The sequence below is a fragment of the Acinetobacter sp. LoGeW2-3 genome (assembly GCF_002688565.1).
Lineage (GTDB): Bacteria > Pseudomonadota > Gammaproteobacteria > Pseudomonadales > Moraxellaceae > Acinetobacter.
Genome location: NZ_CP024011.1, coordinates 705,172 through 729,451, shown reverse-complemented (window position 1 = coordinate 729,451; position 24,280 = coordinate 705,172). Strand labels below are relative to the sequence as shown.

Annotated in this window: 21 protein-coding genes; 9 read left to right on the top strand and 12 right to left on the bottom strand. The window is 44.2% G+C overall.

Going from position 1 to position 24,280, the window contains the following annotated elements:
• Positions 1 to 102: 102 nt before the first annotated feature.
• Positions 103 to 1,755 carry an acyl-CoA dehydrogenase family protein gene (locus BS636_RS03525; RefSeq protein ID WP_099337538.1) on the top strand — a complete coding sequence of 551 codons (1,653 nt, stop codon included), beginning with the start codon at positions 103 to 105 and terminating at the stop codon, positions 1,753 to 1,755.
• A gap of 362 nt (positions 1,756 to 2,117) precedes the next feature.
• On the opposite strand, the gene ptsP is transcribed toward BS636_RS03525, so the two are convergent.
• Together ptsP and BS636_RS03515 are read right to left on the bottom strand one after the other, a co-directional pair.
• Positions 2,118 to 4,415 carry a phosphoenolpyruvate--protein phosphotransferase gene (ptsP, locus tag BS636_RS03520; RefSeq protein ID WP_099337537.1) on the bottom strand — a complete coding sequence of 766 codons (2,298 nt, stop codon included), beginning with the start codon at positions 4,413 to 4,415 and terminating at the stop codon, positions 2,118 to 2,120.
• An 87-nt stretch (positions 4,416 to 4,502) separates the two neighbouring features.
• Entirely contained in the window at positions 4,503 to 4,985 is a 483-nt protein-coding gene (locus tag BS636_RS03515) for an RNA pyrophosphohydrolase (RefSeq protein WP_099337536.1), read from the bottom strand.
• 180 nt (positions 4,986 to 5,165) lie between these two features.
• Between BS636_RS03515 and BS636_RS03510 the strand changes: the two genes are divergently transcribed.
• Positions 5,166 to 5,816 carry an HAD family hydrolase gene (locus tag BS636_RS03510; protein WP_099337535.1) on the top strand — a complete coding sequence of 217 codons (651 nt, stop codon included), beginning with the start codon at positions 5,166 to 5,168 and terminating at the stop codon, positions 5,814 to 5,816.
• Between the two features lie 160 nt (positions 5,817 to 5,976).
• Entirely contained in the window at positions 5,977 to 6,225 is a 249-nt protein-coding gene (locus BS636_RS03505) for a DUF2789 family protein (RefSeq protein WP_099339591.1), read from the top strand.
• Between the two features lie 62 nt (positions 6,226 to 6,287).
• Here BS636_RS03505 and ovoA read toward each other — a convergent pair whose 3' ends face one another.
• From ovoA to BS636_RS03490, 3 genes are all read right to left on the bottom strand, one after another.
• Positions 6,288 to 8,483 (bottom strand): 5-histidylcysteine sulfoxide synthase, encoded by a 2,196-nt coding sequence (ovoA, locus tag BS636_RS03500; protein WP_099337534.1) that lies wholly within the window; start codon positions 8,481 to 8,483, stop codon positions 6,288 to 6,290.
• 159 nt (positions 8,484 to 8,642) lie between these two features.
• Positions 8,643 to 9,512, bottom strand: a complete 870-nt coding sequence (locus BS636_RS03495; RefSeq protein ID WP_099337533.1) for a LysR family transcriptional regulator — start codon at positions 9,510 to 9,512, stop codon at positions 8,643 to 8,645.
• A 239-nt stretch (positions 9,513 to 9,751) separates the two neighbouring features.
• On the bottom strand, positions 9,752 to 9,991 hold the full coding sequence (locus tag BS636_RS03490; protein ID WP_099337532.1) for a DUF2061 domain-containing protein: 240 nt from the start codon (positions 9,989 to 9,991) through the stop codon (positions 9,752 to 9,754).
• A 264-nt stretch (positions 9,992 to 10,255) separates the two neighbouring features.
• On the opposite strand from BS636_RS03490, the gene leuC reads away from it, so the two are divergent.
• The 4 genes from leuC to leuB all read left to right on the top strand — a co-directional run bounded on the left by leuC (position 10,256) and on the right by leuB (position 14,140).
• On the top strand, positions 10,256 to 11,689 hold the full coding sequence (gene leuC / locus BS636_RS03485; protein ID WP_099337531.1) for a 3-isopropylmalate dehydratase large subunit: 1,434 nt from the start codon (positions 10,256 to 10,258) through the stop codon (positions 11,687 to 11,689).
• 21 nt (positions 11,690 to 11,710) lie between these two features.
• On the top strand, positions 11,711 to 12,361 hold the full coding sequence (gene leuD / locus BS636_RS03480) for a 3-isopropylmalate dehydratase small subunit (RefSeq protein ID WP_099337530.1): 651 nt from the start codon (positions 11,711 to 11,713) through the stop codon (positions 12,359 to 12,361).
• A gap of 86 nt (positions 12,362 to 12,447) precedes the next feature.
• A complete protein-coding gene (locus BS636_RS03475; RefSeq protein WP_099337529.1) occupies positions 12,448 to 13,020 on the top strand; it encodes a hypothetical protein in 573 nt (190 codons plus the stop codon).
• Positions 13,021 to 13,060: 40 nt separating this feature from the next.
• Positions 13,061 to 14,140, top strand: a complete 1,080-nt coding sequence (leuB, locus tag BS636_RS03470) for a 3-isopropylmalate dehydrogenase (RefSeq protein ID WP_099337528.1) — start codon at positions 13,061 to 13,063, stop codon at positions 14,138 to 14,140.
• Positions 14,141 to 14,195: 55 nt separating this feature from the next.
• On the opposite strand, the gene BS636_RS03465 is transcribed toward leuB, so the two are convergent.
• Entirely contained in the window at positions 14,196 to 14,606 is a 411-nt protein-coding gene (locus tag BS636_RS03465) for a hypothetical protein (protein WP_099337527.1), read from the bottom strand.
• Positions 14,607 to 14,759: 153 nt separating this feature from the next.
• Positions 14,760 to 14,981, bottom strand: a complete 222-nt coding sequence (gene infA / locus BS636_RS03460) for a translation initiation factor IF-1 (RefSeq protein ID WP_001284370.1) — start codon at positions 14,979 to 14,981, stop codon at positions 14,760 to 14,762.
• 231 nt (positions 14,982 to 15,212) lie between these two features.
• Here infA and BS636_RS03455 point away from each other — a divergent pair, with 231 nt between their 5' ends.
• Positions 15,213 to 16,220, top strand: coding sequence for an AraC family transcriptional regulator (locus tag BS636_RS03455; RefSeq protein ID WP_099337526.1), 1,008 nt, complete (start codon positions 15,213 to 15,215; stop codon positions 16,218 to 16,220).
• A gap of 126 nt (positions 16,221 to 16,346) precedes the next feature.
• Here BS636_RS03455 and truA read toward each other — a convergent pair whose 3' ends face one another.
• The 5 genes from truA to asd form a co-directional block, all read right to left on the bottom strand.
• Positions 16,347 to 17,144, bottom strand: a complete 798-nt coding sequence (truA, locus tag BS636_RS03450) for a tRNA pseudouridine(38-40) synthase TruA (RefSeq protein WP_099337525.1) — start codon at positions 17,142 to 17,144, stop codon at positions 16,347 to 16,349.
• 18 nt (positions 17,145 to 17,162) lie between these two features.
• Positions 17,163 to 18,131 carry an asparaginase gene (locus tag BS636_RS03445; protein WP_171266054.1) on the bottom strand — a complete coding sequence of 323 codons (969 nt, stop codon included), beginning with the start codon at positions 18,129 to 18,131 and terminating at the stop codon, positions 17,163 to 17,165.
• A gap of 45 nt (positions 18,132 to 18,176) precedes the next feature.
• On the bottom strand, positions 18,177 to 19,586 hold the full coding sequence (locus BS636_RS03440; RefSeq protein ID WP_099337523.1) for a hypothetical protein: 1,410 nt from the start codon (positions 19,584 to 19,586) through the stop codon (positions 18,177 to 18,179).
• Between the two features lie 73 nt (positions 19,587 to 19,659).
• The gene (locus tag BS636_RS16390; RefSeq protein ID WP_150128989.1) at positions 19,660 to 21,375 is read right to left on the bottom strand and encodes a hypothetical protein; all 1,716 of its coding nucleotides are present in this window, start codon (positions 21,373 to 21,375) and stop codon (positions 19,660 to 19,662) included.
• A gap of 142 nt (positions 21,376 to 21,517) precedes the next feature.
• Entirely contained in the window at positions 21,518 to 22,636 is a 1,119-nt protein-coding gene (asd, locus tag BS636_RS03430; protein ID WP_099337522.1) for an aspartate-semialdehyde dehydrogenase, read from the bottom strand.
• A gap of 187 nt (positions 22,637 to 22,823) precedes the next feature.
• On the opposite strand from asd, the gene BS636_RS03425 reads away from it, so the two are divergent.
• Complete coding sequence (locus tag BS636_RS03425; protein WP_099337521.1) at positions 22,824 to 23,951, top strand: endonuclease/exonuclease/phosphatase family protein; 1,128 nt, start codon at positions 22,824 to 22,826, stop codon at positions 23,949 to 23,951.
• Positions 23,952 to 24,280: the final 329 nt, after the last annotated feature.

Sequence of the window (24,280 nt, the reverse complement as noted above, 5' to 3'; positions counted from 1 at the left end):
GAAAGCTGGCTGCTTTACTGAAAACTTAATAAGTATTAGCAACTTTTTCTTTATACTGAACCGAAAACCATACAACAAAAAATAAAGACCAAGGAAGATAAGATGAACACATGGACGACCCATAAGATCAGCAACCAGTTTGATGAAAAGCAAGACTATAACCTTTTTACAACTGACACCATTTTGCAAGAAATCCTGCAGCGAAACGGTAGTCAGGATCAAGCTACTCTCACTGAGATGGGGCAGGTAGTAGGTTCATCGCAATATTATGAATATGCCGATCTGGCGAACCGACATACACCAATCTTGCATGCTTTTGATGCCCGTGGTCGCCGTCGTGATTACATTGAGTTCCATCCAGCCTGGCATCAGTGGATGCGCATCAATCGCCAGTTTGATAGCCATGCACATCCTTTTAATCATGCTGAATCCACATCGAAATGGGTCGACTGGGCGGCACGTTTTTACCTCAGCGGACAAGTCGAATGCGGCAGTCTATGCCCCACCTCGATGACCCTCGGCAGTATTCCCTTGATCCAGCGTGAACCGGAACTCTGGGCCAAAATCGGAGATAAATTACTCTCTACCGAATATGACGAACGTGATCTGCCAATTGCCCAGAAAAAATCAATCTGGCTCGGTATGGGCATGACTGAAAAGCAGGGCGGCTCCGATGTACGAGCGAATGAAACAATTGCCGTACCTGTAGCTGAATCAGGTCGCGGAAAAGCTTATCTGATTACCGGACATAAGTGGTTCTTCTCGGCACCAATGTGTGACGCCCATCTGGTCGTGGCGAAAACTGAGCAGGATGGCTTGGCATGTTTCTTTGTGCCACGCTGGCGTGAGGATGGTACCAAGAACAATATTCATGTGCAGCGACTCAAAGACAAAGTCGGGAACCGCAGTAACTCCAGTTCCGAAGTCGAGTTTCAGCAAGCTTGGGGCATTATGATCGGCGAAGCCGGACGAGGTATTCCAACGATTATCGAAATGGCAAATTACACGCGTCTGACCTGTTCGGTCGGTAGCACTGCAATGCTGCGCCAGGCATTGGTGCAATGTCTGGCCTATACCCGACAACGTAAGGCTTTTGGCAAACATCTGGTCGAACAACCGTTGATGCAAGCAGTACTGATCGATCTGGCACTGGAAGTTGAAGCAGCGATGCAACTCAGTTTTTATTTAGCTTCCTGCTATGAAAATGATGATGCTCTGTCACTCGCTTGGAAACGCATCATGACGCCTGCTTCCAAGTTCTGGATCTGCAAACGTGCCGTAGAGCTGACTGGTGAAACTATGGAAGTCTTTGGCGGTAATGGTTATGTTGATAATGGCATCATGGCACGAATTTTCAGAGAAGCACCGGTGAATACCATTTGGGAAGGTTCAGGCAATGTCATGTGTCTGGATGTACTGCGTGCGATTGGCCGTGATCCAGAATCCATCGAAGTGCTATTCCAGGATATAGCTTCTACTACAATGCAGGATGAAATCCTGAAGCAGGAACTGCAAACATTATTTAAGCTGTTCCAGCAGCCGGCAGATGAGCTGCAGTTTATGGGGCGCAGTCTGGTCAGCCGTTTAACCATTTTGGCTCAAGCCGTATTATTGAAACGTTATGCACCTGGTTTTATTTCCGATGCGTTTATTCAGACACGTTATAGTGATTTTCATGGTCGGGTAATGGGTATGATTAGTGCTAAACTGGTGGATGTTAAGCGGATATTGGAGCGGACTTTAGCTCAAGATTAATCAAGTCATAAGATAGTGATAAGAAGAGAAGAATAGCTTTTTAAAAAGTTATTCTTCTGTCTCTCATGCCTAATAACAAATATCGAAAACCCCTTGAAATTTGTCTCATAGAGCGCAATATATGTACAGCATCGTTCAGATGCTGAATTAAAAAAACAGGTGAGAAGATGGCAAAGAAAAAAGTAGTGCCAGAGGTTGTAGTCAACAACTTTGTGGCCAAACATATGCATGAGGTTAACAAAAGCCAAGTGTTTACAGACCGCAAGAAAGACGCAAAACGTGGCTACAGCAAGCACAAAAAAGGGAGATACTCAAATGACTATCTCCCTTTTGTTTATGGCAGTTTTGCTAAATCTAGCAGCTTAAGCTCCCACGATTCGGGTCGCACCTTTCACCATATCTCCCAGACCATGGGTCCGGAAATAATGTTCCATCCAGCTTTTCACCACCAGCGGATTATCCAGTTTCAATACATGTTCTAATAAGTCCTGCGCATCCGGCATTGGCACATGACAGATCGTTTTACGTACCCGCAGAATATTGCTCGAACTCATCGACAGGGTATTAAAGCCCATTGCCATTAATAGCACTGCCGAGATCGGATCACCCGCCATTTCACCGCAGATACTGATTGGCTTTTCATTACGATGACAGTCCTGTACCAAACGAGTCAAGGCACGTAATACGGCAGGATGCAAATGCGAATAGACGTTAGCCACACGCGGATTATTACGATCCACTGCCAGTAAATATTGGGTTAAATCATTAGAACCCACCGAGAAGAAATCGACAAACTCAGAAAACTCATCTATCTGATGTAGGACGCTCGGTACTTCCACCATAATGCCGATTTTTGGCTTGGTGATTTTGACCTGTTCTTCTTCCTGTACGGCAACCCAGTCACGCTCCAGTAAATACAGCGCTTCTTCCACTTCACTGACACTGGTCACCATCGGTAATAGGATATGCAGATTATTCAGGCCAATACTGGCTTTCAGCATGGCACGAATCTGTGAAGAGAAAATTTCTGGATGATCAAGCGTGAAACGAATCCCGCGCCAACCCAATGCTGAGTTTTCTTCCTCAATCGAGAAATAGGGCAGATCTTTATCGGCCCCGATATCCAGGGTACGCATCACCACAGGCTTGTTAGCGAAATGCGTAAGTTGCTGACGGTAAATGGCACGCTGTTCTTCCTCGCCAGGAAAGCGGTCGCGTAACATAAATGGAATTTCAGAACGGTACAGGCCTACACCTTTGGCACCGCGCTGTACACCGCGCACAACATCAATCATCAGACCGGTATTTACAAACAGGCGAACAGCTATACCATCTGGTGTAATTGCATCCTTGGTTTCGTACTGTCGCAGGTCTTTGGCGATCTGTTCTTCTTCTTTCTGAATCTCTTTATAACGGGTACGCAGACGACGCGGCGGATTGATAAAAACGCGACCCTGATGTGCATCGACAATCATTTCGACATCATCAAGGGTATTAATTGGCATTTCAGTCACACCGACCACGGTTGGAATGCCAAGTGCACGCGCCACAATCACCATATGCGAGTTCATGGCACCTTCAGTGGTGACGATCGCTGCGATTTTATCGACAGGAAGTTCAACCAATGCTGCAGTCGAGATTTCCTCGCCAATCAGGATGCTTTCATCGGTCAGTTCGCGATGGCTCTCATCAGCCTCTTGTAATTTCGCCAGAATCCGGCGGCCTAAATCTTTCAGGTCAGCAACGCGTTCACGCAAATAATCATCTTCCATCTGGGCAAACTGCGCCACATGATTTTCAATGACAATCCGTACTGCACCTTGAGCCCAATGGCCTTCGCGAATCAATTCCTTGATTTCAGCTGGCAGGGCATTTTCATCCAGCATACGCAGGAACACGCTAAACAGCGCACGCTCCTCGGCCATGAGGGCATCTTGCATTTTGTCATCTAAAGACTGAATTTCTTCTCGTACTGAACTCAGCGCATTATCAAGCAGGGCCAGTTCTTCGCTAATATCATCTGCTTCACGATCTGGAACAGCCGCCAAATCAGCAGGTGGATACAGAATTACCGCACGACCTAAGGCAATACCACCGGAACCCGATACACCTTGGAAAGTTTTATAGGCAGGCAGATTGCTAGGTTTACGGAAGACATCAATATTACCGACTGCATGTGCATGCGCAATCACGCCAGAGAGTTGAGCGCAGAGGGTCACCAGGAAAGATTCAGCCGCTTCAGAGAAATCCTGAGACTCTTTATTCTGAACAACCAGGACGCCCATGACCTTACGGCGGTACATGACTGGCACACCGAGGAAGGAGTTATAAATTTCTTCACCGGTTTCCGGCAGGTACAGGAAGCGTTCATGCTTTGGAGCATTGTCGAGGTTAACAATTTCCTCACGCTGTCCAACCAGACCCACTAGACCTTCACCAGTTTGCAGTGAGACATGGCCTACTGCTTCGGGTTTCAGGCCCTTAGATGCCATCAGCAGATAGCGCTGGTTACGCTCATCCAGCAAATAAATGGAGCAGACGTCGACCTGCATCGCATGGGCCACCTGATTGACCATAATGTCGAGTGATTCATGCAAACTGGCTGACGCATTGATCTCTTGAACAATGCGTCTCAGGGTCTCCAGTTGCATATTCGACATTCGCGCTGCTCCTTAGTGATTTAGGTTCCGGTATCTTCTTTATTTATAACAATAACTGCCTAAAAAATCTGCATAATTATGCAATTTTTAAGGTTTTTCTATAGGAAGTTGCTGACACAGTTCTACCATGGCCTTGCGGTATACGTCACGTTTAAAATTCACGACCTGACCGAGTGGGTACCAGTAACTGACCCACTGCCATTGATCAAATTCGGGTGGATCGGACAGATCAAGCTGAATGTTCTGTACCGACGCCGTCAGTTTGAGTAAAAACCACTTTTGTTTCTGACCGATACACACAGGATCTGAATCCGTACGAATGTACCGGTGCGGCAAACGATAACGCAGCCAGCCTTTGGTTTGCGCTACAATTTGGACATGTTCGGGCAGTAAGCCAACTTCTTCTCTCAGCTCACGGTAGAGTGCCTGCTCAGGGGTTTCTCCATGTTGGATCCCTCCTTGTGGAAATTGCCATGCATTGTGTCCAATGCGCTTCGCCCATAAAACTTGTCCAGCATCGTTTGCCAAAATGATCCCGACATTCGGTCGGAAACCTTCAGAGTCGATCATTTGGCACCTAATATTGTGTAATTTATGCCTTTGCCCTCGGGGATTTTTATTTCTGTATCCAGCACGAAAAAAGCAAAGTTTAAAAATGTTAAAATTGCTATGATCTTAACGAATTTCTATCGACTAGCGGAGATAGATTTACAATTTTTTTCTTAAATTTCAGTTTTTACGAGTATTTTTATGAAATTGGCGCTATTTGATCTCGATCACACCTTGTTAAATACAGATTCGGATCATTCTTGGGGAGAATTCTTGGTCAATGAGGGCCTGGTTGATCCTGTTCACCACCGTGCCATGAATGACAAGTTCTATGAAGATTATAAAAAAGGTCAGTTGGACCCATATGCTTATAATGAATTTGTATTTGAATTTTTAACTCAACATGACAATGATTATTTGACTGAATTGCATCAATTATTCATGCAAAAAGTCATTCGTCCCCAAATGCGCCCAGAAGGTTTCAAAGCAATTGAACGCCACCGTGAAGCAGGACATGAGCTGGTCGGGATCACTGCGACTTCGGACTTTATTACTGCGCCAATCTTCCGTGAATTTGGGATTACTGAAATTATCGCTACCAATGCTGAAATCGTGGATGGCAAATACACCGGTAAAGTGATTAATACTGCCTGTTACCAGAAAGGCAAACTCGTCCGTCTAGAACAGTGGCTGGAAGGCCGTGATGTGACTGAGTCTTGGGCATATTCGGATTCGATCAATGACCGTTTCCTGCTGGAACATGCGGATCATGCTATTGCAGTCAATCCAGATGACCGTCTGGAAGCTCTGGCCAAAGAGCAGGGCTGGGAAATTCAGGACTGGTCGATTTAATCATCTGAATCGTTTAAATCTGTGAAGCACAACTCGGGTTGTGCTTTTTTATGTGCACAGTTTCAAGATGAAAAATAAACTATTGTCACACTACCTTGCTTCAGCTCATGCTAAGCTTAATTTGCATAATGAGAATAAGGGAAACTCAGAGGTAGTTGAAATGAACAAAGTAAGACCACGCATGACGCACCTATTTGAACAGTTGGGCCTGGATGCCAGCGAGGAAGGTATTGCGACCTTCATAAACGACCATCAGCTGCATAAGGATTTTACCCTGATGGATGCACCATACTGGTCCGAAGCACAGCGCCAGTTCCTTGCTGAAAAAATTGCGTCTGATGGTGAATGGGCCATCGTGGTAGACCAACTGAATGAATCCCTGCATGAGGATGCAACTAGCGAAAGCTAAATGTGTCTTTAAACACCCAAAAGCCAGTTCGATAACTGGCTTTTTTATTTGGTTTTGACATCTTAACGTACGCGTTTCCATAAAGTCACTTGCGACAGGGTATGCTGATATTTACGCGCTGTTTCACGAATTATAAAAGGTACATCTACCGGTTTAGCCAGCACTTCAAAATGTGGACTGAGCAATTCCCGTATTCCATCTAAGGTTCTAAAGTTTTCTCCAGCCTGTTTAAAACCACCGGGCCATTCACTACGCGCGGTATGTTCTTCCAGCCAGGTATAAGGCGAAGCCAGCATTAGAATACCACCGATATTTAGTCGATGATGGATCTCAGTCAGAAAGGCTTTAGGATGATGCAGGCGGTCAATCAGATTGGCGGCCAGAATGAAATCGTAATCTTTAAACTGCGGTTTTAGGTTACAAGCATCGGCTTGATAGAATTCGACCTTATGAGCAACTTGATCGAGCCCAAAATCTTTAAGTGAACAGGATTTATATTCGACCAGTTCACCTTCAACCGGGACGGTATAACGTAGGGTTTCACCTTGGGCCAGCGCTACACCTTGCTGAATAAATCGTGCCGAGAAATCTAGCCCAGTGACCTGTTCAAAATGCTGAGCCAGTTCAAAGCTGGCACGTCCTGTGGCACAGCCAATATCCAGTGCTTTTTTCCTGGCAATTTCTGCAAAATATGGCTGGGCGAGGGTAATGAGAGATTTAGCAAAATTAGGAACGTTAAAATATTCCTGACCATACTGAAATTCCAGATACTGCGAAATCAGTTCATCCGTCTCATAATGTGATTGATAAGCCGAAACTACTCTATCTGATGCCGCTACATAGCGAAAACCGGCATGCTGGAAAAAGTGTCGTCTAAAGGCATAGCGGGAACTATGCAAAGCTTCATTACCGCCAGAAATCCATGAACCACCTTTCATCAGATTATGCCCATCATCAAAGGTCGGGGTACTGAAGTCATCATAGATCGGATGCACTTGAAAACCTTCAAAAGGATAAACCGCAGTTTCAGTCCATTGCCAGACATTGCCTTGCACATTACAAAACTCACCTTGCTGGAACTGATGCACCGGGCAAGGAGTTGGTGCATGCTGTAAAGCGATATTGGCCTCTAGTGGCATGGGTAAATTGGGATCCAAGCCAACATGCTCATACAGTCGATACCATTCATCTTCAGTTGGTAGGCGAATCGATTTACCAGTCTGTGCTGATTTCCAGTGACAGAAGGCTTTAGCTTCATGGTAATTCACTTCAACTGGCCAGTCCCACGGCATTGGGATTTCTTCCAGCATGATACGCAAATGCCAGTCATCTTCTTTCTTGATCCAGAAAGTTGGATGCTGGGCTTCAGCAAATTCCAGCCAGGCTTTGCCTTCTTCGCCCCAATATTCAGGATGCTGATAGCCTTCAGCTTCGACAAAGCTGCAGAACTCCTGATTAGAGACTAAAAACTGCGAAGCTTGAAACTCACTGATCTCAGCTTCATGCAGGCCATATTCATTGTCCCAGCCATAATAGGGATCAGCGAAGGTTTTATTGAGTCGAATCGTCCCCGCAGGAACAGGCAGTAGCTGATTTTCTGGGGCAGGGCCAGTGAGAATTCGGGCCTGCCATAACGGGTGATTCTGTACATATTGCAGCTGATGCTGCCGGATTAATACCGATGAAGTTTCCAGATGAATCCGTTCATGCTCAATTCCCATCAGGATTGACCACCATGGATTTTGCCAGTTGATCGGTAATTCTAAAGGTGCATTCTCAATAATTTTCAGTACCAGTGCTCGGACCCGATGTCGATACTCTTTTACTTCATTAACATCCGGCCAGTTGTAGTTCTGTTCATCCAGATCGTCCCAACTCATTTCATCCACGCCAATGGCAAAGATACTTTCCATATGCGGATTCAGCTGTTCAGGAATCAGTTTGCTGAGCAGCAGTTTATTGACAAAAAAAGTGGCGGTATGGCCGAAATAGAAAATCAGCGGATGGCGCAGGCTGATGGGTTTGACATAAAAAGCCTCTTTATTGCGTAAGCAGTCAAACAGGGATTCGTAAGTATCAAAGGTATTCAGAAAATATTCACGGATGACATGGCGCGCCGTGGCAATATCATCAAAGTTTAAATTGGGCGTTGGGAGCAGGCGAATCTTACCCTGTTGCCAAGGACTGTCATCTTCTAGATTTAACGACGTTTTATTATTTGGCTGTTCGGTTGTAGATAAGGTTGAATCGGGCTGCATCCATCAGACTCCATTAAGAATTTTATGATATTCCGCTGGTCAATCCGGGCAGGGAATTCTTTAAACTTAATGCAAAGCAGGATGCAGTTGTTGGCCATTTAGGTAACAAAATGCTGCGAATTGAATCCATCGCAGCATCTTATTTTAAAATGAATCAGCTTAGAGTTTAGGTTGTTGCATTAGCTCAACTAGAGCCTGTGCGGCTTTAGACTGGGTACGTCCTGGATGCCAAACCATACCGAGCTGGCGGTTCATTTCTAGAGGAATATCCAGTTGTTGTAGGTCATGATTGACCAAGGTTTGTGGCAGTACTGACCAGCCCAAACCAATTGAAACCAGCATACGGATCGATTCCAATGGATTATTACTCATGGTGATTTTTGGTTTAACACCACGTTTCTCAAATTCGGCCATAGTGATCTGCGTGGTATATGTTTGCGCAGACGGTAACAGGCTTGGATAGTGAATCAAATCCTCTAGTGACAGATTCTTTTGCTGAGCCAATGGATGAAATGGTGCTACGACAAACACCAATGGATCATTCCAGATGGTGACGTAGTTTAGGCGCTCATCGCCATGCGGAGGCAGCGTCAGGAAAGCCAGTTCCAGATCACCGGCAATCACTTGTTCATGTGCCTGTTCGGAATCGACAAAGTGCACATCCAAAGTGACATCCGGATATTGCAGTACATATTGACGCAAGTGTGCTGGAAGGTGATGCAGGCCAATATGATGGCTGGTACCGATTTTCAGTTTGCCTTGAATCTGGCCTTGCTCATGACTGAGGGTATGGTGGATATCGCCCAGTTCATTCAGCCAGTTCTTCACTTTAGGTAATAGTGAATGGGCGGCATGAGTGGCTTGTACGCCACGACCAGCGGATTCAAACAGTTTGACCCCAAAGTACTCTTCCAGACTATGAATACGTTTAGTCACAGCGGGTTGGGTAATAAAAAGCTGATCTGCCGCCAGAGAAATTGATCCAGTTTCCATGACTTTTACAAAGGCTTCAAAGGCTGCGAGATTCATCTTAATTACCTATAAAGATTTTTTATGCGTATATCTATTGTTGTAATATTTTAAGAATAAATCAAAGGAAAAGTTGTATCTATTGCTGTAAATTACGACATTCATTGTTTTCAACAGAATTGACTGATGAAAATTGTAGCTTGCAGTAAGAAAAACACTTTATAAGCGCAGGATATTCATTATAAAAAAAGCCAACGAGGGTAAGCGGTGGCAAAACGAGGAATAGCGACAGAAAAAATTTAAGCGGTGATTTCCTCATTATTGTTTTGTTCAGTTTTGCCTTCCCACGCTTTTTCGTGGAAGAAGAAAGCAACCGCCTGAACAGTGGGTTCTAATAAGCTCAATGCAATCGCCATGGCTAAACTGCCAGTCACGAAATATCCCACTAACATGGCGACAGTGATGTGCATGATGTGGTAGCTCAAGGTTTTCTTGAACATACGCTGGTTATCTACAACAAATTTTTGAACGTGTGCCATGTCGATATTCCTCAAAAGAGATTGAATGTGTTCTGTATGAAGAAATAATAATAATTCTCATTTAATTTGTAAAAACGAATATATTGAAGAAAATGATCGATAAATTAGATTAAATAAAAATCAATATCTACTTGTTTAAACTTCGATTTCAAAGATTCCAAAAAGTTTATTAACTAATAAAAATGATAAATTAGATTTATGTGATTGCAGCGATATAATCAAAATTAGAGATAGAATTTACCCAGTCCAGTGGAGCACATCGACATGGCAGGCGAGACCCAAACAGCAAAAACATTATACGATAAGTTATGGGATGACCATTTAGTAAAACAGCGTGACGATGGTTCAGCTTTACTCTATATCGACCGTCATTTATTGCATGAAGTAACTTCTCCGCAGGCATTCGAAGGCTTACAACTGGCGGGTCGTAAACCATGGCGTTTAAGTGCCAACGTAGCGACACCAGACCATAACGTACCGACTTCTACTAAAGAACGTTCAGAGGGTATTTCTGGGATTGAAGATGAAACTTCACGTATCCAGGTACAAACTTTAGATGACAACTGTAAGACTTTCGATATCGTTGAATTCGATATTAACGATATCCGCCAAGGGATCGCGCATGTTGTGGGGCCTGAGCAGGGCTTGACCTTGCCAGGCATGACCGTTGTGTGTGGTGACTCACATACCGCAACGCATGGTGCTTTTGGCTGTTTGGCACATGGTATTGGTACATCTGAAGTTGAACATGTATTGGCAACCCAATGTCTTGTTCAAAAGAAAATGAAAAACATGTTGGTACGCGTTGACGGTAAATTGGGTCAAGGCGTAACACCTAAAGATGTGGTTTTGGCAATTATCGGTAAAATCGGGACTGCAGGCGGTACAGGTCATGCGATTGAATTCGGCGGCCAAGTATTCCGTGACATGTCGATTGAAGGTCGTATGACCGTATGTAACATGGCGATCGAAGGCGGTGCACGTGTCGGCATGGTCGCTGTCGATGACAAGACTATTGAATATGTAAAAGACCGTCCATATGCACCGAAAGGCGAGCAGTGGGATCAAGCAGTTGCTTACTGGAATACCTTGCATTCTGATGAAGATGCGCACTTCGATACCGTTGTGGTCTTGCAAGGTGAAGAGATTGAGCCACAAGTATCTTGGGGTACTTCTCCTGAGATGGTAATTCCTGTGTCTCAAGCAGTTCCAACTTTGGAGCAGGCGAAAGATGATGTTCAGCGCAATGACTGGACACGTGCTTACCAATATATGGGCTTAACAGCAGGTCAGGCATTGTCTGATATCCAGTTAGACCGCGTATTTATCGGTTCTTGCACCAACTCACGTATTGAAGATATTCGTGCTGCAGCTGAAGTGGCGAAAGGCAAGAAAGTAGCATCAAGCATTAAACAGGCAATGGTCGTTCCAGGTTCTGGTTTGGTAAAAGCCCAAGCTGAAGCTGAAGGTTTGGACAAAATCTTGATCGAAGCAGGCTTTGAATGGCGTGAACCAGGTTGTTCTATGTGCTTGGCAATGAATGCTGACAAATTGCAATCGGGCGAGCACTGTGCTTCAACGTCAAACCGTAACTTCGAAGGTCGTCAGGGCAATGGCGGTCGTACCCACTTGGTAAGCCCAGCAATGGCAGCGGCAGCAGCTATTGCCGGTCACTTTGTTGACGTACGTTCATTCTAATCGGCTAATAGGAGCAAAGACATGAAGGCTTATACCGTTGAACAGGGTATCGTTGCACCATTAGACCGTGCCAATGTAGATACTGATTTAATCATTCCAAAACAGTTCTTAAAATCGATCAAACGTACCGGTTTTGGTGAAAACTTATTTGATGAATTGCGTTACTTGGATGAAGGCTATTTAGGTCAAGATAATTCAAAACGTCCGTTAAACCCGGATTTTGAATTAAACAAACCACGTTACCAAGGTGCCTCGATTTTAATTTCACGTGCCAACTTCGGTTGTGGTTCAAGCCGTGAGCATGCGCCATGGGCATTGAATGAATACGGCTTCCGTACCGTGATTGCGCCAAGCTATGCGGATATTTTCTTCAATAACAGCTTTAAAAACGGCATGTTGCCCGTGATTCTGTCTGAAGAAATCGTGGATCAGTTATTTAAAGAATGCGCTGCGACAGAAGGTTATCAATTAACCATCGACCTTGCAGCGCAAGAAGTGCGTACGCCGTCTGGTGAAAGCTTCAAGTTTGAAGTGGATCCATTCCGCAAGCACTGCCTGTTAAATGGCTTGGATGATATCGGTTTAACTTTGCAAGATGCGGATGCCATTCGCGCTTATGAAGAAAAAACCAAAGCTTCACGCCCTTGGGTATTTGCAGAAATTAGTGACTAAATCCAGTTAAATTGTCATAGCGGGAAAGTCTAACCCTTGCTAATATCGTGAAATCATGGAATTTTCGTTTGGGTTAGACATTCAGCATGGCCAGCTATTGGAAACAGTTATTTGCATTGGGTACGGTTTCGATGTTAATGACAGCATGTCAGACCATCGATACGATGCAGTTGAAGAAATTAACAGATTCAGCTCCAAGTGGGACAAATGGATCAGAAGCGCTGATCTATTGCTCAGGTACTCACGATTGTAATTTTGAACGTATTGATGATATCAAGATCATCAATGCTGAAAACCGGCATGTAGAGAGCGAGGCGCTCAAACTTAAGCTTGTGCGTTTACAGGCACAAAGCTTGAAAGACCCGAATCCGGTTTACCTGGCGGTACCCGCGGGGCAGCATGAACTGGTGGTGCGCTTTTATCCGATTAGTCCGGATAAGGCCGAAGTTTTACATGTATTCCAGAACTTCCAGGCCAAGCATAAATACACCTTTAAGATGTATCGCCAGCGTTCGGCTCGAAGCACCAGTTTATTACAGGCCTCTGCACCTGATCCACTCTGTGTAGATCTGTTGCAGGACACCAAAACAATTCGACGCTTCTGCAAACCTTACAATGTTCAAACTGGCATTGCTGAGTTTGTGGAACAGAAAATTTAACCCAGTCAGCGAAATGCTGACTTTATAAATGGAACATCTCATGTCTAAACAAATTTTGATTTTAGCTGGTGACGGCATCGGTCCTGAAATTGTGAAAGCAGCAGAGCAAGTGCTGACTCGCGTAAATGAAAAATTTAATTTAGATCTAAGCTGGGAACATGGTCTGTTAGGTGGTGCTGCAATTGATGCACATGGTGCACCTTATCCGGATGTGACTTCTGAACAGGCGAAAAAGGCAGATGCCATTCTGCTTGGTGCTGTAGGTGGTCCTAAATGGGATACCATTGAGCGTTCAATCCGTCCAGAACGTGGTCTGTTAAAATTACGTAGCGAATTGAACCTGTTTGCTAATTTGCGTCCAGCGATTCTTTATCCGCAACTTGCTGATGCATCTAGCTTAAAACCTGAAATTGTCGCTGGTCTGGATATCCTGATCGTGCGTGAATTGACGGGTGGTATTTACTTCGGTCAACCACGTGGTATCCGTGAACTGGAAAATGGCGAAAAACAAGGTTTCAACACGGATGTTTATTCAGAATCTGAAATCAAGCGTATCGCTAAAGTTGCATTTGAACTTGCTGGCCTGCGTGGCGGTAAAGTATGTTCAGTCGATAAAGCCAATGTCCTTGAAGTAACTGAGCTTTGGAAACAAACCGTTACTGCACTGAAAGAACAGCAATATCCAGAGATCAACCTGTCGCATATGTATGTCGACAATGCTGCAATGCAGCTGGTACGTGCGCCTAAACAATTTGATGTAATTGTAACGTCTAACCTGTTTGGTGACATCTTATCTGACGAAGCGGCAATGCTAACCGGTTCAATCGGTATGTTGCCATCTGCATCATTAGATGAGAATGGCAAAGGTATGTATGAGCCATGTCATGGTTCTGCACCAGACATCGCAGGTCAAAACTTGGCAAACCCATTAGCAACAATTCTTTCTGTTGCAATGATGCTGCGTTATACCTTCCGTGAAGAAGCGGCTGCGAAAGCGATTGAAGATGCGGTAGGTAACGTACTGGATCAAGGTCTACGTACTGCAGACATTATGTCTGAAGGCATGAGCAAAGTTGGTACTGTGGAAATGGGTCAGGCAGTGGTTGCTGCATTAGGCTAAGTTTCTAGACCAACAAAAAACGCAGCCGAGGCTGCGTTTTTTTATGTCTGCTGGATTAGCAGGTTCGACCGGTATATTTCACTGCTTGAGCAATATTGTCTTTCAATTCGAATACGATTTTACATTGCAGATTCACATCATAGCCGCGTGATGGGCTATGGGTTACTGGAATCGGTACTGTACCCGTACCGGCAACCGGGTGCTGCGCGACAGAGAGTGGAAGGGCGACAGGGCGCTGTACGATATAGACCAGTTGTTTTTCTGAAAGTACAGGTTCATTAACCTGCTGATAGCCCAGTTTGCTTAAATCCAGGTTAGCATAAATGCTTTGACTGGATTGTCCAATGTATTGCTGTAGATAAGCATCACGTTCGGCTTGGGTTAGTGTGGGCGTATGGGTACATGCAAATAACAGCAGAAGCATGCTCGGCAACGCGAGTTTCATTTGGCGAAATGCAGATAACATATTCTGACTCCTACAAAAAACGCCATTGGTTTTATTGTAGCGAGTCGAAAATGAGCTTATTGTTGTAATTTGACACACGGTCAAGGTTTGAGCCTGAAATAACAGGCACAAAAAAAGCCACCCTGATCAGTGGCTTTTTACTAGCGCTAAATCTTAGCGTGCACGATAAGTGATACGACCTTTAGTTAAGTCGTAAGGAGTCATCTCCACTTTTACACTGTCGCCAGTCAAAATACGGATGTAGTGTTTACGCATTTTACCAGAGATATGAGCAATCACTTCGTGACCGTTTTCTAAACGTACACGGAACATAGTATTAGGAAGCGTCTCGGTGACAACGCCTTCGAACTCGATGAGTTCCTCTTTATTGGCCATAGCCTACCTAAAAGAATAAATTAGAAAGGCGCAAATTATAGTCAATTTTTTCGTATAACACAAGGCATAGCAGGCTTTAGACTGATCATATGAAAGCAAAATATGCGAAGCATCAGTACAAATATTTTCACGAAAAAAGTGCCCGACCATGTTGTCAGTTTGGTCAATCACAGTTAATCTAAAAAATATCTTTTTGGGTATAAATGAAGCACATACAAGGAAGGTTTTTGAGTGGGTCAGCTAACAGATGCATCGGTTGTACTGCGATTAGGCTACCAGGCGATACGTCGTGCGGGTTTGCCAACCGAAGAATTGCTTACTAAAGCAGGGGTCGCCTTAAACCAGGTTGAAGCCAATGACCGTACCCCTTTGAGTGCGCAATATGCATTCTGGGTTGCGGCAGAAGAGGTCAGTAAGGACCCCGATATCGGCTTACATTTGGGTGAACACTTGCCACTATACCGTGGTCAGGTGATTGAGCATTTGTTTATTTCATCGGAAAACTTTGGTGAGGGGCTAAAACGTGCCTTGGCATATCAGCGTCTAATCAGTGACGCCTTCCATGCTCAACTGGTCATTGAAGATGATCGCTGCTATTTAACCAATGGCGAGCAACCTTTTGCCGAGAATATTGTCAACCGTCATTTCACTGAATGTGCCATGTCTGGCGTGCTGCGTTTCTTTAAGTTTATTACTGAGGGGCGCTTTGAACCGATCTATATCGACTTCAATTTTTCCAAAGGTGCACCCGATGATGAATACTTCCGAGTCTATGAATGCCCTGTCAGTCTAGGGCAGAAAGAAACCCGTTTGTATTTTGATCCAAGTATTCTTGAATTTCCCCTCTGGCAGGCAGAGCCAGAATTGCTTCAATTACATGAGCAATTGGCGATTGAAAAGCTGCAAGAACTGGCACGCTATGATTTGGTCGGTGAAGTTCGTCGTGCCATCGGTTCAACCTTGGAAAGTGGTGAAACGACGCTAGAAACGGTTGCCGCACAGCTGAATATCACGCCACGCCGTTTACGTACCCAGCTGAGCGAAGCCAATACCAGCTTTCAGCAAATCCTGTCGGATTATCGCTGTCGCTTGGCAAAGCGTTTATTGGCGGGAACGACTGAAAGTGTAGAACGGATTGTATATCTAACAGGTTTCTCTGAACCAAGTACTTTCTATCGTGCTTTTAAACGCTGGACCAATGAAACACCGGTAGAGTATAGAAAACGGAAGCAGCGTTAATTACCTCCCTAAGTCCCTCCTTTCTTGTGCTTCAGCTTAAAGCAGTGCTTAAGCTTTGCTCAGGAAGGGAGTTCCTCCCTTTAAAAAGGGAGGTTAGGAGGGATTTAAACACTAAAAATAATTAGCTTATTCCGGCATATTCAACCAATGTGGACCTAAGGGCACTTTCGGTAAATTAAAGTGTTCTGGATAATGGGCCTGAATAAAGTAGAGTCCATCTGGTGGGGCAGTCACACCAGCCGCTTTACGGTCTTCGGCTGCAAAAATCTCGTCAATATGGTCAATCTCATACATGCCCTGACCAATTTCCAGTAAGCAGCCCATGATATTGCGTACCATATGATGCAGGAAGCCATCAGCCTGAATATCCAGTACCAGATAGTGACCATGACGGATTAGGCAGCAGTGATGCACATGGCGTACGGGTTGATTGGATTGGCAGGCAGAGGCACGGAAACTTTCAAAATTATGTGTACCTTCAAACTTCATCGCAGCCTGAATCATCTTGTCGACATTTAGGTCGTAATGGATATGGGTGACTTGCTTGTGTAGCAACGCAGAACGAACTGGATGGTTATAGACGACATAGCGATAACGACGGGCTTGAGCTTTAAAACGGGCATGAAAATCCATATCCATTTCCTGAATCCACTGAATCGCAATATCTTTCGGTAGCTGGCTATTGCAGCCTCGCAGCCAGCCATATATAGAGCGATCAGCAGACGTGTCAAAATGAGCAACCATATTGGTAGCATGCACACCGGCATCAGTGCGGCCTGCACCGTGTAGGATTATTGGTTCATTGGCAACTTTAGACAGCACCTTTTCAATGGTTTCCTGCACGCTTGCGACGCCGGGCTGTTGGGTTTGCCAACCTCTGTAGTGTGCTCCACTAAACTCAATACCGACTGCAAAACGCTGCATATTCACCTCAAGATTCAACTAATCGTACCAATGGCGGTGCCATTGCTCTACGGTGTCGTATTGTAAATACATTTTCAGGGCTTTTGCATAAAGATCAGCATGACCATAACTATCATTGAGTAAAACTTTACTGTCTTTAACCCAATCGGCAATCGCATAACGTTGGTCTGTGCTACCGAAAGGTACTTGGGTCGTGAGAATCACGGCACAGCCCGCACTATAAAATTCATCAAATAGCTGAATGAGTTCTTGATTGACTGCAAGATTACCCGTACCAAAGCCTTGCAGAATCAGGAAATGGAGAGGTGAATTTAATAATTGCTTAAGATTGCGAAGCTGTTGATCTAATCCGATCGGCTGCATCATTACGCTCATACAATTAAATTGCTCTGCCTTAACCAAATCTTGTGGACTAATCGTATGTGTATAAGATTGCGGTGGGATTTTCACTTCTGCATCTATGCCAGCAAAGGCCTTAAGTTCAGTAGTATGCTGTTTTAATGCGGTTCTACCATGCACCAGTTCCCGGTTAAATGCCAGGTAAACCCCCATCTTGATCTGTAGTACGGAGTCAAGCGCAAAGCATAGGTTTTCCAGCGCGTCACTAAATTCGCGTGGCTGCTCACCTGCTGCATTCAGTAATGGATACTGGCTACCGGTTAAAACGACATAGGCAGATTGCCCTAAGAGATGTGCTAACACAGCACATGCATAGCTCATGGTATCTGTGCCATGAATAATGACAAAGTGCTGGTAATCCTGAGCCTGTAGCTGCTGAATAGATTGGATTAAGGCTAGCCAATCGGGAGCAGTGCATGCACTACTGTCCTTTATGACAGGGGCGCAGAAGCACTCTATTGAATGAATATCTTCATTCAATAATTCTTTTAGTTTTATAAAAAAAGCTTCGGCAGGCATGGGAGCGAGTGGATCGCCAACGCATCCAAAAGTGCCTCCCATGTAAATTAATGCAATATTTTTCATCATAAAAAAAGCAGCCATAGTGACTGCTTTAGTGTAGAACGAATTTGCTTAAGAAGCGATTCGATTCAGTAGTAGGTCAACGTGGGTACGTTGTTGCGGGCTATAGTCTGCTTCTTTCTCTGACAAGATTTCACGTGCGGCATCATATGCACCTAATTGAATATATTGCTCTGCTAATTCCAGATTTAATACCACTTCATCAGTTTCCTTTAATTCCGGGAAAGACTGAATCAGTGGATCATTTTGGTTGACTGTTGAAATAGCAGGCTCAGATGGAATTTCAAAGCTGATTCCAGCGCTGGCTGGTTTTTCAGGAACGGCATCCAGTTTAAAATCCAACTCTGAGGCAACTGCAGGTGTTGCAGAAATTGTTGGTTCAGTAGTAGTTATGCTTGATAAGTCAAACTCTGGTGCTGCGACTTCTGCTTGTGTATCTGAAGTAGGAGTTGTATCTACTGAGAAAGAGAAATCAAGAGGCTGAACTACCTCTGTAGGAGACGATGTTACTTCAGGTGTTTCTGAGCTGGCTAGGTCAAGACTAAAGTCTATGACTGGTACTGCCGTTTCCGGTTCTGCAACAGGTGTGCTTTCAGTTTCAGCGGTCGTTGATGTATTTAAATCAAAGCTAAAGTTTGGTGTTGGTGAAGCAGTATCAGATGTGGTAGGTGTAGGTTCAGATATTGAAGGAGATTCAGAGAAGTTAAATTCTAAACCAGTAGAGACTGACTGTTCCTTAAGTTCATCACTTGCTGGTTTGCTGAAGCTAGGCTCAAAATTGAATTCCAGCGGTTGGATATCATTCTGCGATGGTGCTGGCTCAAATACTGCTTTTTGAGGTTGGTTTTCTTGTTGTAGTTCATCAAAAGCTAGATCATTAACTACAGGGCTGTGGGTTGGAGAGAGTTCTTCAAAGGCAGCACTGTTGTCTACAGGTGTAGGTTCAGACACTGGTGATCCAGCACTTAACTGAGCAGAAGGGAAGTCGATTGTATCCTTGGTCGACGTAGCTGAATTTTCAAATTCTGCCTTTTTAGCTTCTGCCTGTGCAAGAATATCTTCCAGACCGAGTGAACGGACATGGTTGATCAGCTGGGAAATGGCAAACTCGTCTTTCTGCTGAATATGGATATCAAGGAGTAACAGATACAGTTCATGCTGACGGTTGTCTTTCTTGAGCGCCTGATTGATTTGTGCTTCAGCGGCAAAGAAATTTCCTTCACTGATTAAGCGTTCAATCTTCTTGCGCAGATCTGCTGAAAGCGCAACAGCTTCCTGTGATTTAGCTGCAGGTTCTTCCACTACTCGGGATTTTGCCGGGGTGGTTCGTGCTGAACTTGCAGTTTTTCTCGCTTTAGCTGTATTTGCTTTTGGTTTATCTGACCCTTGAGCATCCTGCCGTTTTTTAACGACGATCAAAACAATGATTAATAAAATTAATGGAATCACATAAATCAGCATGTTAAGTACCCCTTAGAGATAGAGTGCTTCATATATCCACCCATCCCTGTAAATCAATGTATGTAAAGATTAGTTAATTGGCTTTTTTATCTGTCTGTTGTGCTTTGAGCTGCTGTTGCAGCCGGGCAAGACGGGCATTTAATAATTGAATTCTCTGATCCTTTTGATTAAGCGCCAATTCTAATTCAGTTACGTTTCTCTGTAATTTAACGGTTTTTTCTCGGACTGTCATAACTTTTAATGATAACTCTTTCGAAGTTTGACGGTCTAATGTGTTGTGATTTGCAGAAAGTTGCGCAGATTGCTTCTGGTTCTCAGCAACCAGGCTCATTTCAGCCTGATTTAAGCGATATTTGGTGCTGCCTTTAGGTTTGTTCTGAACCTGTGCAATCTCATTTGTTTTAACTTTAATTGGCTGTTTTTGTGCGGGTGCAATGTTCAAATTCAATGCTGCACCGCGCTTCAGGCGATTTGCATCTCCGCCAATAAAGGCCTGTTCATTATTTTCCTTAATGTGCTGCATGACTTCACCGACACTGCGGTTTTGTTCCTGAGCAACACGGGCAGCAATCTTCCAGAGTGATTCATTGGATTGAACCACATAGGTTGCTCTTGCAGGAGATGTTTGGCTCACTGGATGAGCCTGTTGTGTTTGAGCTGTGCTTTTTTGAGTTGGTTTTTTAGGAGAGGTTTCTGTCTGTTTTGCTATCTGTTCTTCGGCATATTTTTTTACTAGTGGATCGCTAGAGTTGGCTTGTGGCGCAACAGTAGATGAGGCAGTTACTGGTTTTAGCTGTTGTGCTTTTTGCTGTGATCCTTCTGTATTCTGCTGAGCAACAGGAGCAACAGGAGCAACAGGAGCAACAGGAGCAACAGGAGCAACAGGAGCAACAGGAGCAACAGGAGCAACAGGAGCAGCAGGAGCAGCAGGAGCAGCAGGAGCAGCAGGAGCAGCAGGAGCAACAGGAGCAACAGGAGCAACAGGAGCAACAGCTACCGAAGTTTTTGCTTGAGCTGTAGCCACAGGGTTCTTCTGAATATTAACTGGCGCTAGTGGCTTTTGCTGAGGAGCTGGTGCTGCAGGTTCAGCAATGGGTGCTGGAGTTGTCACAGTGCTTGCGGTTGGGCGCGTATTCGTAGTTTGAATAGTTTCCTCAACCTTGACTGAAGCCGGAGTAGCAGGAGTAGTTATTGACGCTGTCTGAGGAATAGAATTTGGAGAAAGCGGCGGTGGGGCAAGACGCTGCACAGCCAATGGCTTTTCCCTAGCTTTAGTATTAGTTGTTGAAGTCTTATATTGAGTGCTAACGGGTAAATTTAAATCAATCTCTTTTTCATTAACCACCACCACTGGGGTTAGCGGACGTTCATTCGCGCTAATAGAAGCTTTAAGCAGATCTGTCTTAGGTTTGAGTGTGGTCTTGATATGTTGTAAACGAGCTGCATTACCTTCTTTCACCTTCACCACAAAATTTAGGTCATTTTGAGTGATGGGGCGTGAAGAGGTAATGGTAATCACACCAGTGCCATTGCTGCTACGACGGGTAAAAAAATTGAGATGACCGGGTGGTTGATGTGTGGTTCCCAGCGTCATCAAATCTTCTGGTGTTGCCAGACTCACTTCAATCGGCGTATTGATATCTGACTGACGGAAATTCATTTCCGCATAAAGTAATTCCCCGGGGGCAGATTGAACCTGAACTGGCTCAACCGTGATCGCAAAAACAGGCTGTGCAATCATCATGGTTAAAGTAGCAATTTTAAATTTTTTATATACAGTCATCTTCATTCTAGGCTCAGGCATCGGTCATATTGCAGTCAATATGAATCGATGATTGGGATGTCTATGTTTGTTTAACTATTTTCATGATACTGACACAAAAAAGCCGATCAATAAAGATCGGCTTTTAGTTTGACTACAATATACTTAATTAAGCATTTTTGTAATCAATCAGAATGTGTAGCATACGACGTAATGGTTCAGCAGCACCCCAAAGTAACTGATCACCCACGGTAAATGCACCTAGGTACTCTTTACCCATGTTCATCTTACGTAGACGACCCACTGGAACAGTCAATGTACCCGTTACGGCTACAGGTGTCAGATCAGTCATTGATGCTTCACGTGTATTTGGTACTACTTTTGCCCATTGGCTAGACTGACGGATCATATCTTCGATTTCATTCAAAGGTACATCACGTTTTAGTTTCAAAGTAATCGCCTGAGAGTGGCAACGCATTGCGCCGATACGGACACAGTGACCATCGATAGGAACGATTTGCTGGTTGCCTAAGATCTTGTTGGTTTCAACCTGACCTTTCCATTCTTCTTTCGACTGACCGCTTTCTAGTTGCTTGTCGATATATGGAATCAGGGAACCCGCTAGAGGCACACCAAAGTTTGCAGATGGGAAGCCTTCACCACGTTGTAATTCAGCAATTTTAGAATCGATGTCTAAAATTGGAGAACGTGGATCATCGAGCAAGTCTTTCGTATTGTTATACAGGTAGCCCATGCCTGTGATCAGCTCACGCATGTTTTGTGCACCGGCACCAGACGCTGCCTGATAGGTCATCGAAGTTGCCCATTCCACTAAATTATTTTGGAATAGAGAACCGAGACCCATCAGCATCAGGGAGACGGTACAGTTACCGCCAACGAAAGTTTTAGTGCCTTTTACCAGACCGTCTTTGATCACGTTCAGGTTCACTGGATCAAGTACGATAATTGCTTCATCATCCATACGCAGGGTAGATGCAGCATCAATCCAGTAACCATTCCAGCCTTCAGCTTTTAGCTTCGGGAATACCGCGGTGGTGTAATCGCCACCTTGGCAGGTAATAATGACATCCATTTGCTTCAGACTATCAATGTCTGTCGCATCCATAAGTGCTGGGGCAGTCTTACCACCAAATGCTGGTGCTTCACCACCCGCATTACTGGTAGAGAAATAGAATGGCTCAAAATGAGCAAAATCATTCTCTTCAACCATACGTTGCATTAGGACGGAACCAACCATCCCGCGCCAACCGACCAGACCTACTTTCATGTCACTTTGCCTCGGTGCGTTAAAAAATTAAAGGGGTTTCGAGTGTACCAAAAAGGGACTCAACTGCAATAGCTACATAATCGAAACATCAATAATATTGAGCGGAATATCTTGTTTATGTTACATACAAAATTGATAACGCAGATTTTCTTCTAGAAAAATTAACAACATAGCAAAGAGTCACTTTATGATTTTGTTTATTCAGATATTGTCAGTGCTGGTTATCTGGCTCAGCTTCTGGTCCCTTATTCCGCGTGATGAATGGTGGATCCGTGGCGCTGATTTCCCGCGACTACAAATTCTGATGATTGGCTTTATTGCGCTCGGACTTTATATCTTCTGGGAACATTCCTGGACCCTGTTAGATCAAATTATTTTTGTAGGGTTAGTAGCTGCACAAGCTTACCAGTTGAAGATGGTACTGCCTTATACCTTTGTCTGGAAAAAACAGGTTCAAAAAGTGAAGCAAAAAGACCTGAATCCGGAACGGCAGATTTCCCTGATTGTTTCCAATGTGCTGACTCCCAATAAAAAATATCATCTTTTAGTTGAGCAGATCCAGAAGCATCAGCCAGATCTGGTACTGACGCTGGAAACCAATTCAGAATGGCAGAAACAGCTTTCGGTCATTGAAGCAGATTATCCCTATCGTGTCCCAGTCCCCTTAGATAACCTGTATGGAATGCATCTCTACAGTAAATTAAAACTTAGTGATACCGAAGTGAAATTTATTCTGAGTGATGAAATTCCTTCTATACATACCACGGTCACTTTGCGTTCTGGTCATCCAGTGCAGTTATATTGTCTGCATCCCAAACCACCAAGTCCGACGGAAGCTGAAGACTCAAAACTGCGTGATGCTGAATTGTTGATTGTTGGAGATCAAATCAAGGATCTGGATGAAAGCTGTATCGTCATGGGCGATCTGAATGATGTGGCTTGGTCACGTACTACACGGCTATTTCAACGTATTAGTGGCTTGCTCGATCCACGAGTCGGGCGCCGTTATATCAATACCTTTCATGCGGATTATCCCATGTTCCGCTGGTCACTCGATCATGTCTTTCACAGCACCGATTTTGCCTTAGTGCATATGGAACGTTTGCCACATGTAGGATCGGACCATTTTCCGGTGTTTGTGGTACTGCAAACCGGACGAGTCTTTGAACATGTACAAGAAGAGCTGGAACAGACTGAAGAAGATGAGCAGGAAGCTCAGGAAGCGATACAAGAAGGTATTGAAAAAGCTGAAAAAGAAGAAAAAATCGTAACGGATGAAATTGCTCAAACCTACAAAAATAGTTCAAAAGTGTGATGAATTTATCGGAAAAGTGTACGAAATAGCTTACACGGATTGGGGTCGCAAACGATATTCATTCTTAGGTGATTTCGATATTCTACTTACATCAGCACAGGGAGTCGAGAAGGGAATTTCTCATAAGGAAGACGAAGCTGAATGAAGACATCATGGATATGATGATGAAATGGAAATCACAATAAACCAAGAATTAAAATGTTGAAAGCACAACCTCATTAACCCGGGTTTTTACAGGATGTAGAGCCCGGGTTAAATTATTTTATAACTTTAATTTTTCTGTATATTTATTTGATTATTAAAATAATTTACTAAATAAAAAAGTTCTT

What these genes read in the sequence shown, in the direction of transcription:
- BS636_RS03525 (WP_099337538.1), top strand. Translation starts at nt 103, where the DNA reads ATGAACACATGGACGACCCATAAGATCAGCAACCAGTTTGATGAAAAG.
- ptsP (WP_099337537.1), bottom strand. Translation starts at nt 4,415, where the DNA reads ATGTCGAATATGCAACTGGAGACCCTGAGACGCATTGTTCAAGAGATC.
- BS636_RS03515 (WP_099337536.1), bottom strand. Translation starts at nt 4,985, where the DNA reads ATGATCGACTCTGAAGGTTTCCGACCGAATGTCGGGATCATTTTGGCA.
- BS636_RS03510 (WP_099337535.1), top strand. Translation starts at nt 5,166, where the DNA reads ATGAAATTGGCGCTATTTGATCTCGATCACACCTTGTTAAATACAGAT.
- BS636_RS03505 (WP_099339591.1), top strand. Translation starts at nt 5,977, where the DNA reads ATGAACAAAGTAAGACCACGCATGACGCACCTATTTGAACAGTTGGGC.
- ovoA (WP_099337534.1), bottom strand. Translation starts at nt 8,483, where the DNA reads ATGCAGCCCGATTCAACCTTATCTACAACCGAACAGCCAAATAATAAA.
- BS636_RS03495 (WP_099337533.1), bottom strand. Translation starts at nt 9,512, where the DNA reads ATGAATCTCGCAGCCTTTGAAGCCTTTGTAAAAGTCATGGAAACTGGA.
- BS636_RS03490 (WP_099337532.1), bottom strand. Translation starts at nt 9,991, where the DNA reads ATGGCACACGTTCAAAAATTTGTTGTAGATAACCAGCGTATGTTCAAG.
- leuC (WP_099337531.1), top strand. Translation starts at nt 10,256, where the DNA reads ATGGCAGGCGAGACCCAAACAGCAAAAACATTATACGATAAGTTATGG.
- leuD (WP_099337530.1), top strand. Translation starts at nt 11,711, where the DNA reads ATGAAGGCTTATACCGTTGAACAGGGTATCGTTGCACCATTAGACCGT.
- BS636_RS03475 (WP_099337529.1), top strand. Translation starts at nt 12,448, where the DNA reads ATGGCCAGCTATTGGAAACAGTTATTTGCATTGGGTACGGTTTCGATG.
- leuB (WP_099337528.1), top strand. Translation starts at nt 13,061, where the DNA reads ATGTCTAAACAAATTTTGATTTTAGCTGGTGACGGCATCGGTCCTGAA.
- BS636_RS03465 (WP_099337527.1), bottom strand. Translation starts at nt 14,606, where the DNA reads ATGTTATCTGCATTTCGCCAAATGAAACTCGCGTTGCCGAGCATGCTT.
- infA (WP_001284370.1), bottom strand. Translation starts at nt 14,981, where the DNA reads ATGGCCAATAAAGAGGAACTCATCGAGTTCGAAGGCGTTGTCACCGAG.
- truA (WP_099337525.1), bottom strand. Translation starts at nt 17,144, where the DNA reads ATGCAGCGTTTTGCAGTCGGTATTGAGTTTAGTGGAGCACACTACAGA.
- BS636_RS03445 (WP_171266054.1), bottom strand. Translation starts at nt 18,131, where the DNA reads ATGATGAAAAATATTGCATTAATTTACATGGGAGGCACTTTTGGATGC.
- BS636_RS03440 (WP_099337523.1), bottom strand. Translation starts at nt 19,586, where the DNA reads ATGCTGATTTATGTGATTCCATTAATTTTATTAATCATTGTTTTGATC.
- BS636_RS16390 (WP_150128989.1), bottom strand. Translation starts at nt 21,375, where the DNA reads ATGAAGATGACTGTATATAAAAAATTTAAAATTGCTACTTTAACCATG.
- asd (WP_099337522.1), bottom strand. Translation starts at nt 22,636, where the DNA reads ATGAAAGTAGGTCTGGTCGGTTGGCGCGGGATGGTTGGTTCCGTCCTA.
- BS636_RS03425 (WP_099337521.1), top strand. Translation starts at nt 22,824, where the DNA reads ATGATTTTGTTTATTCAGATATTGTCAGTGCTGGTTATCTGGCTCAGC.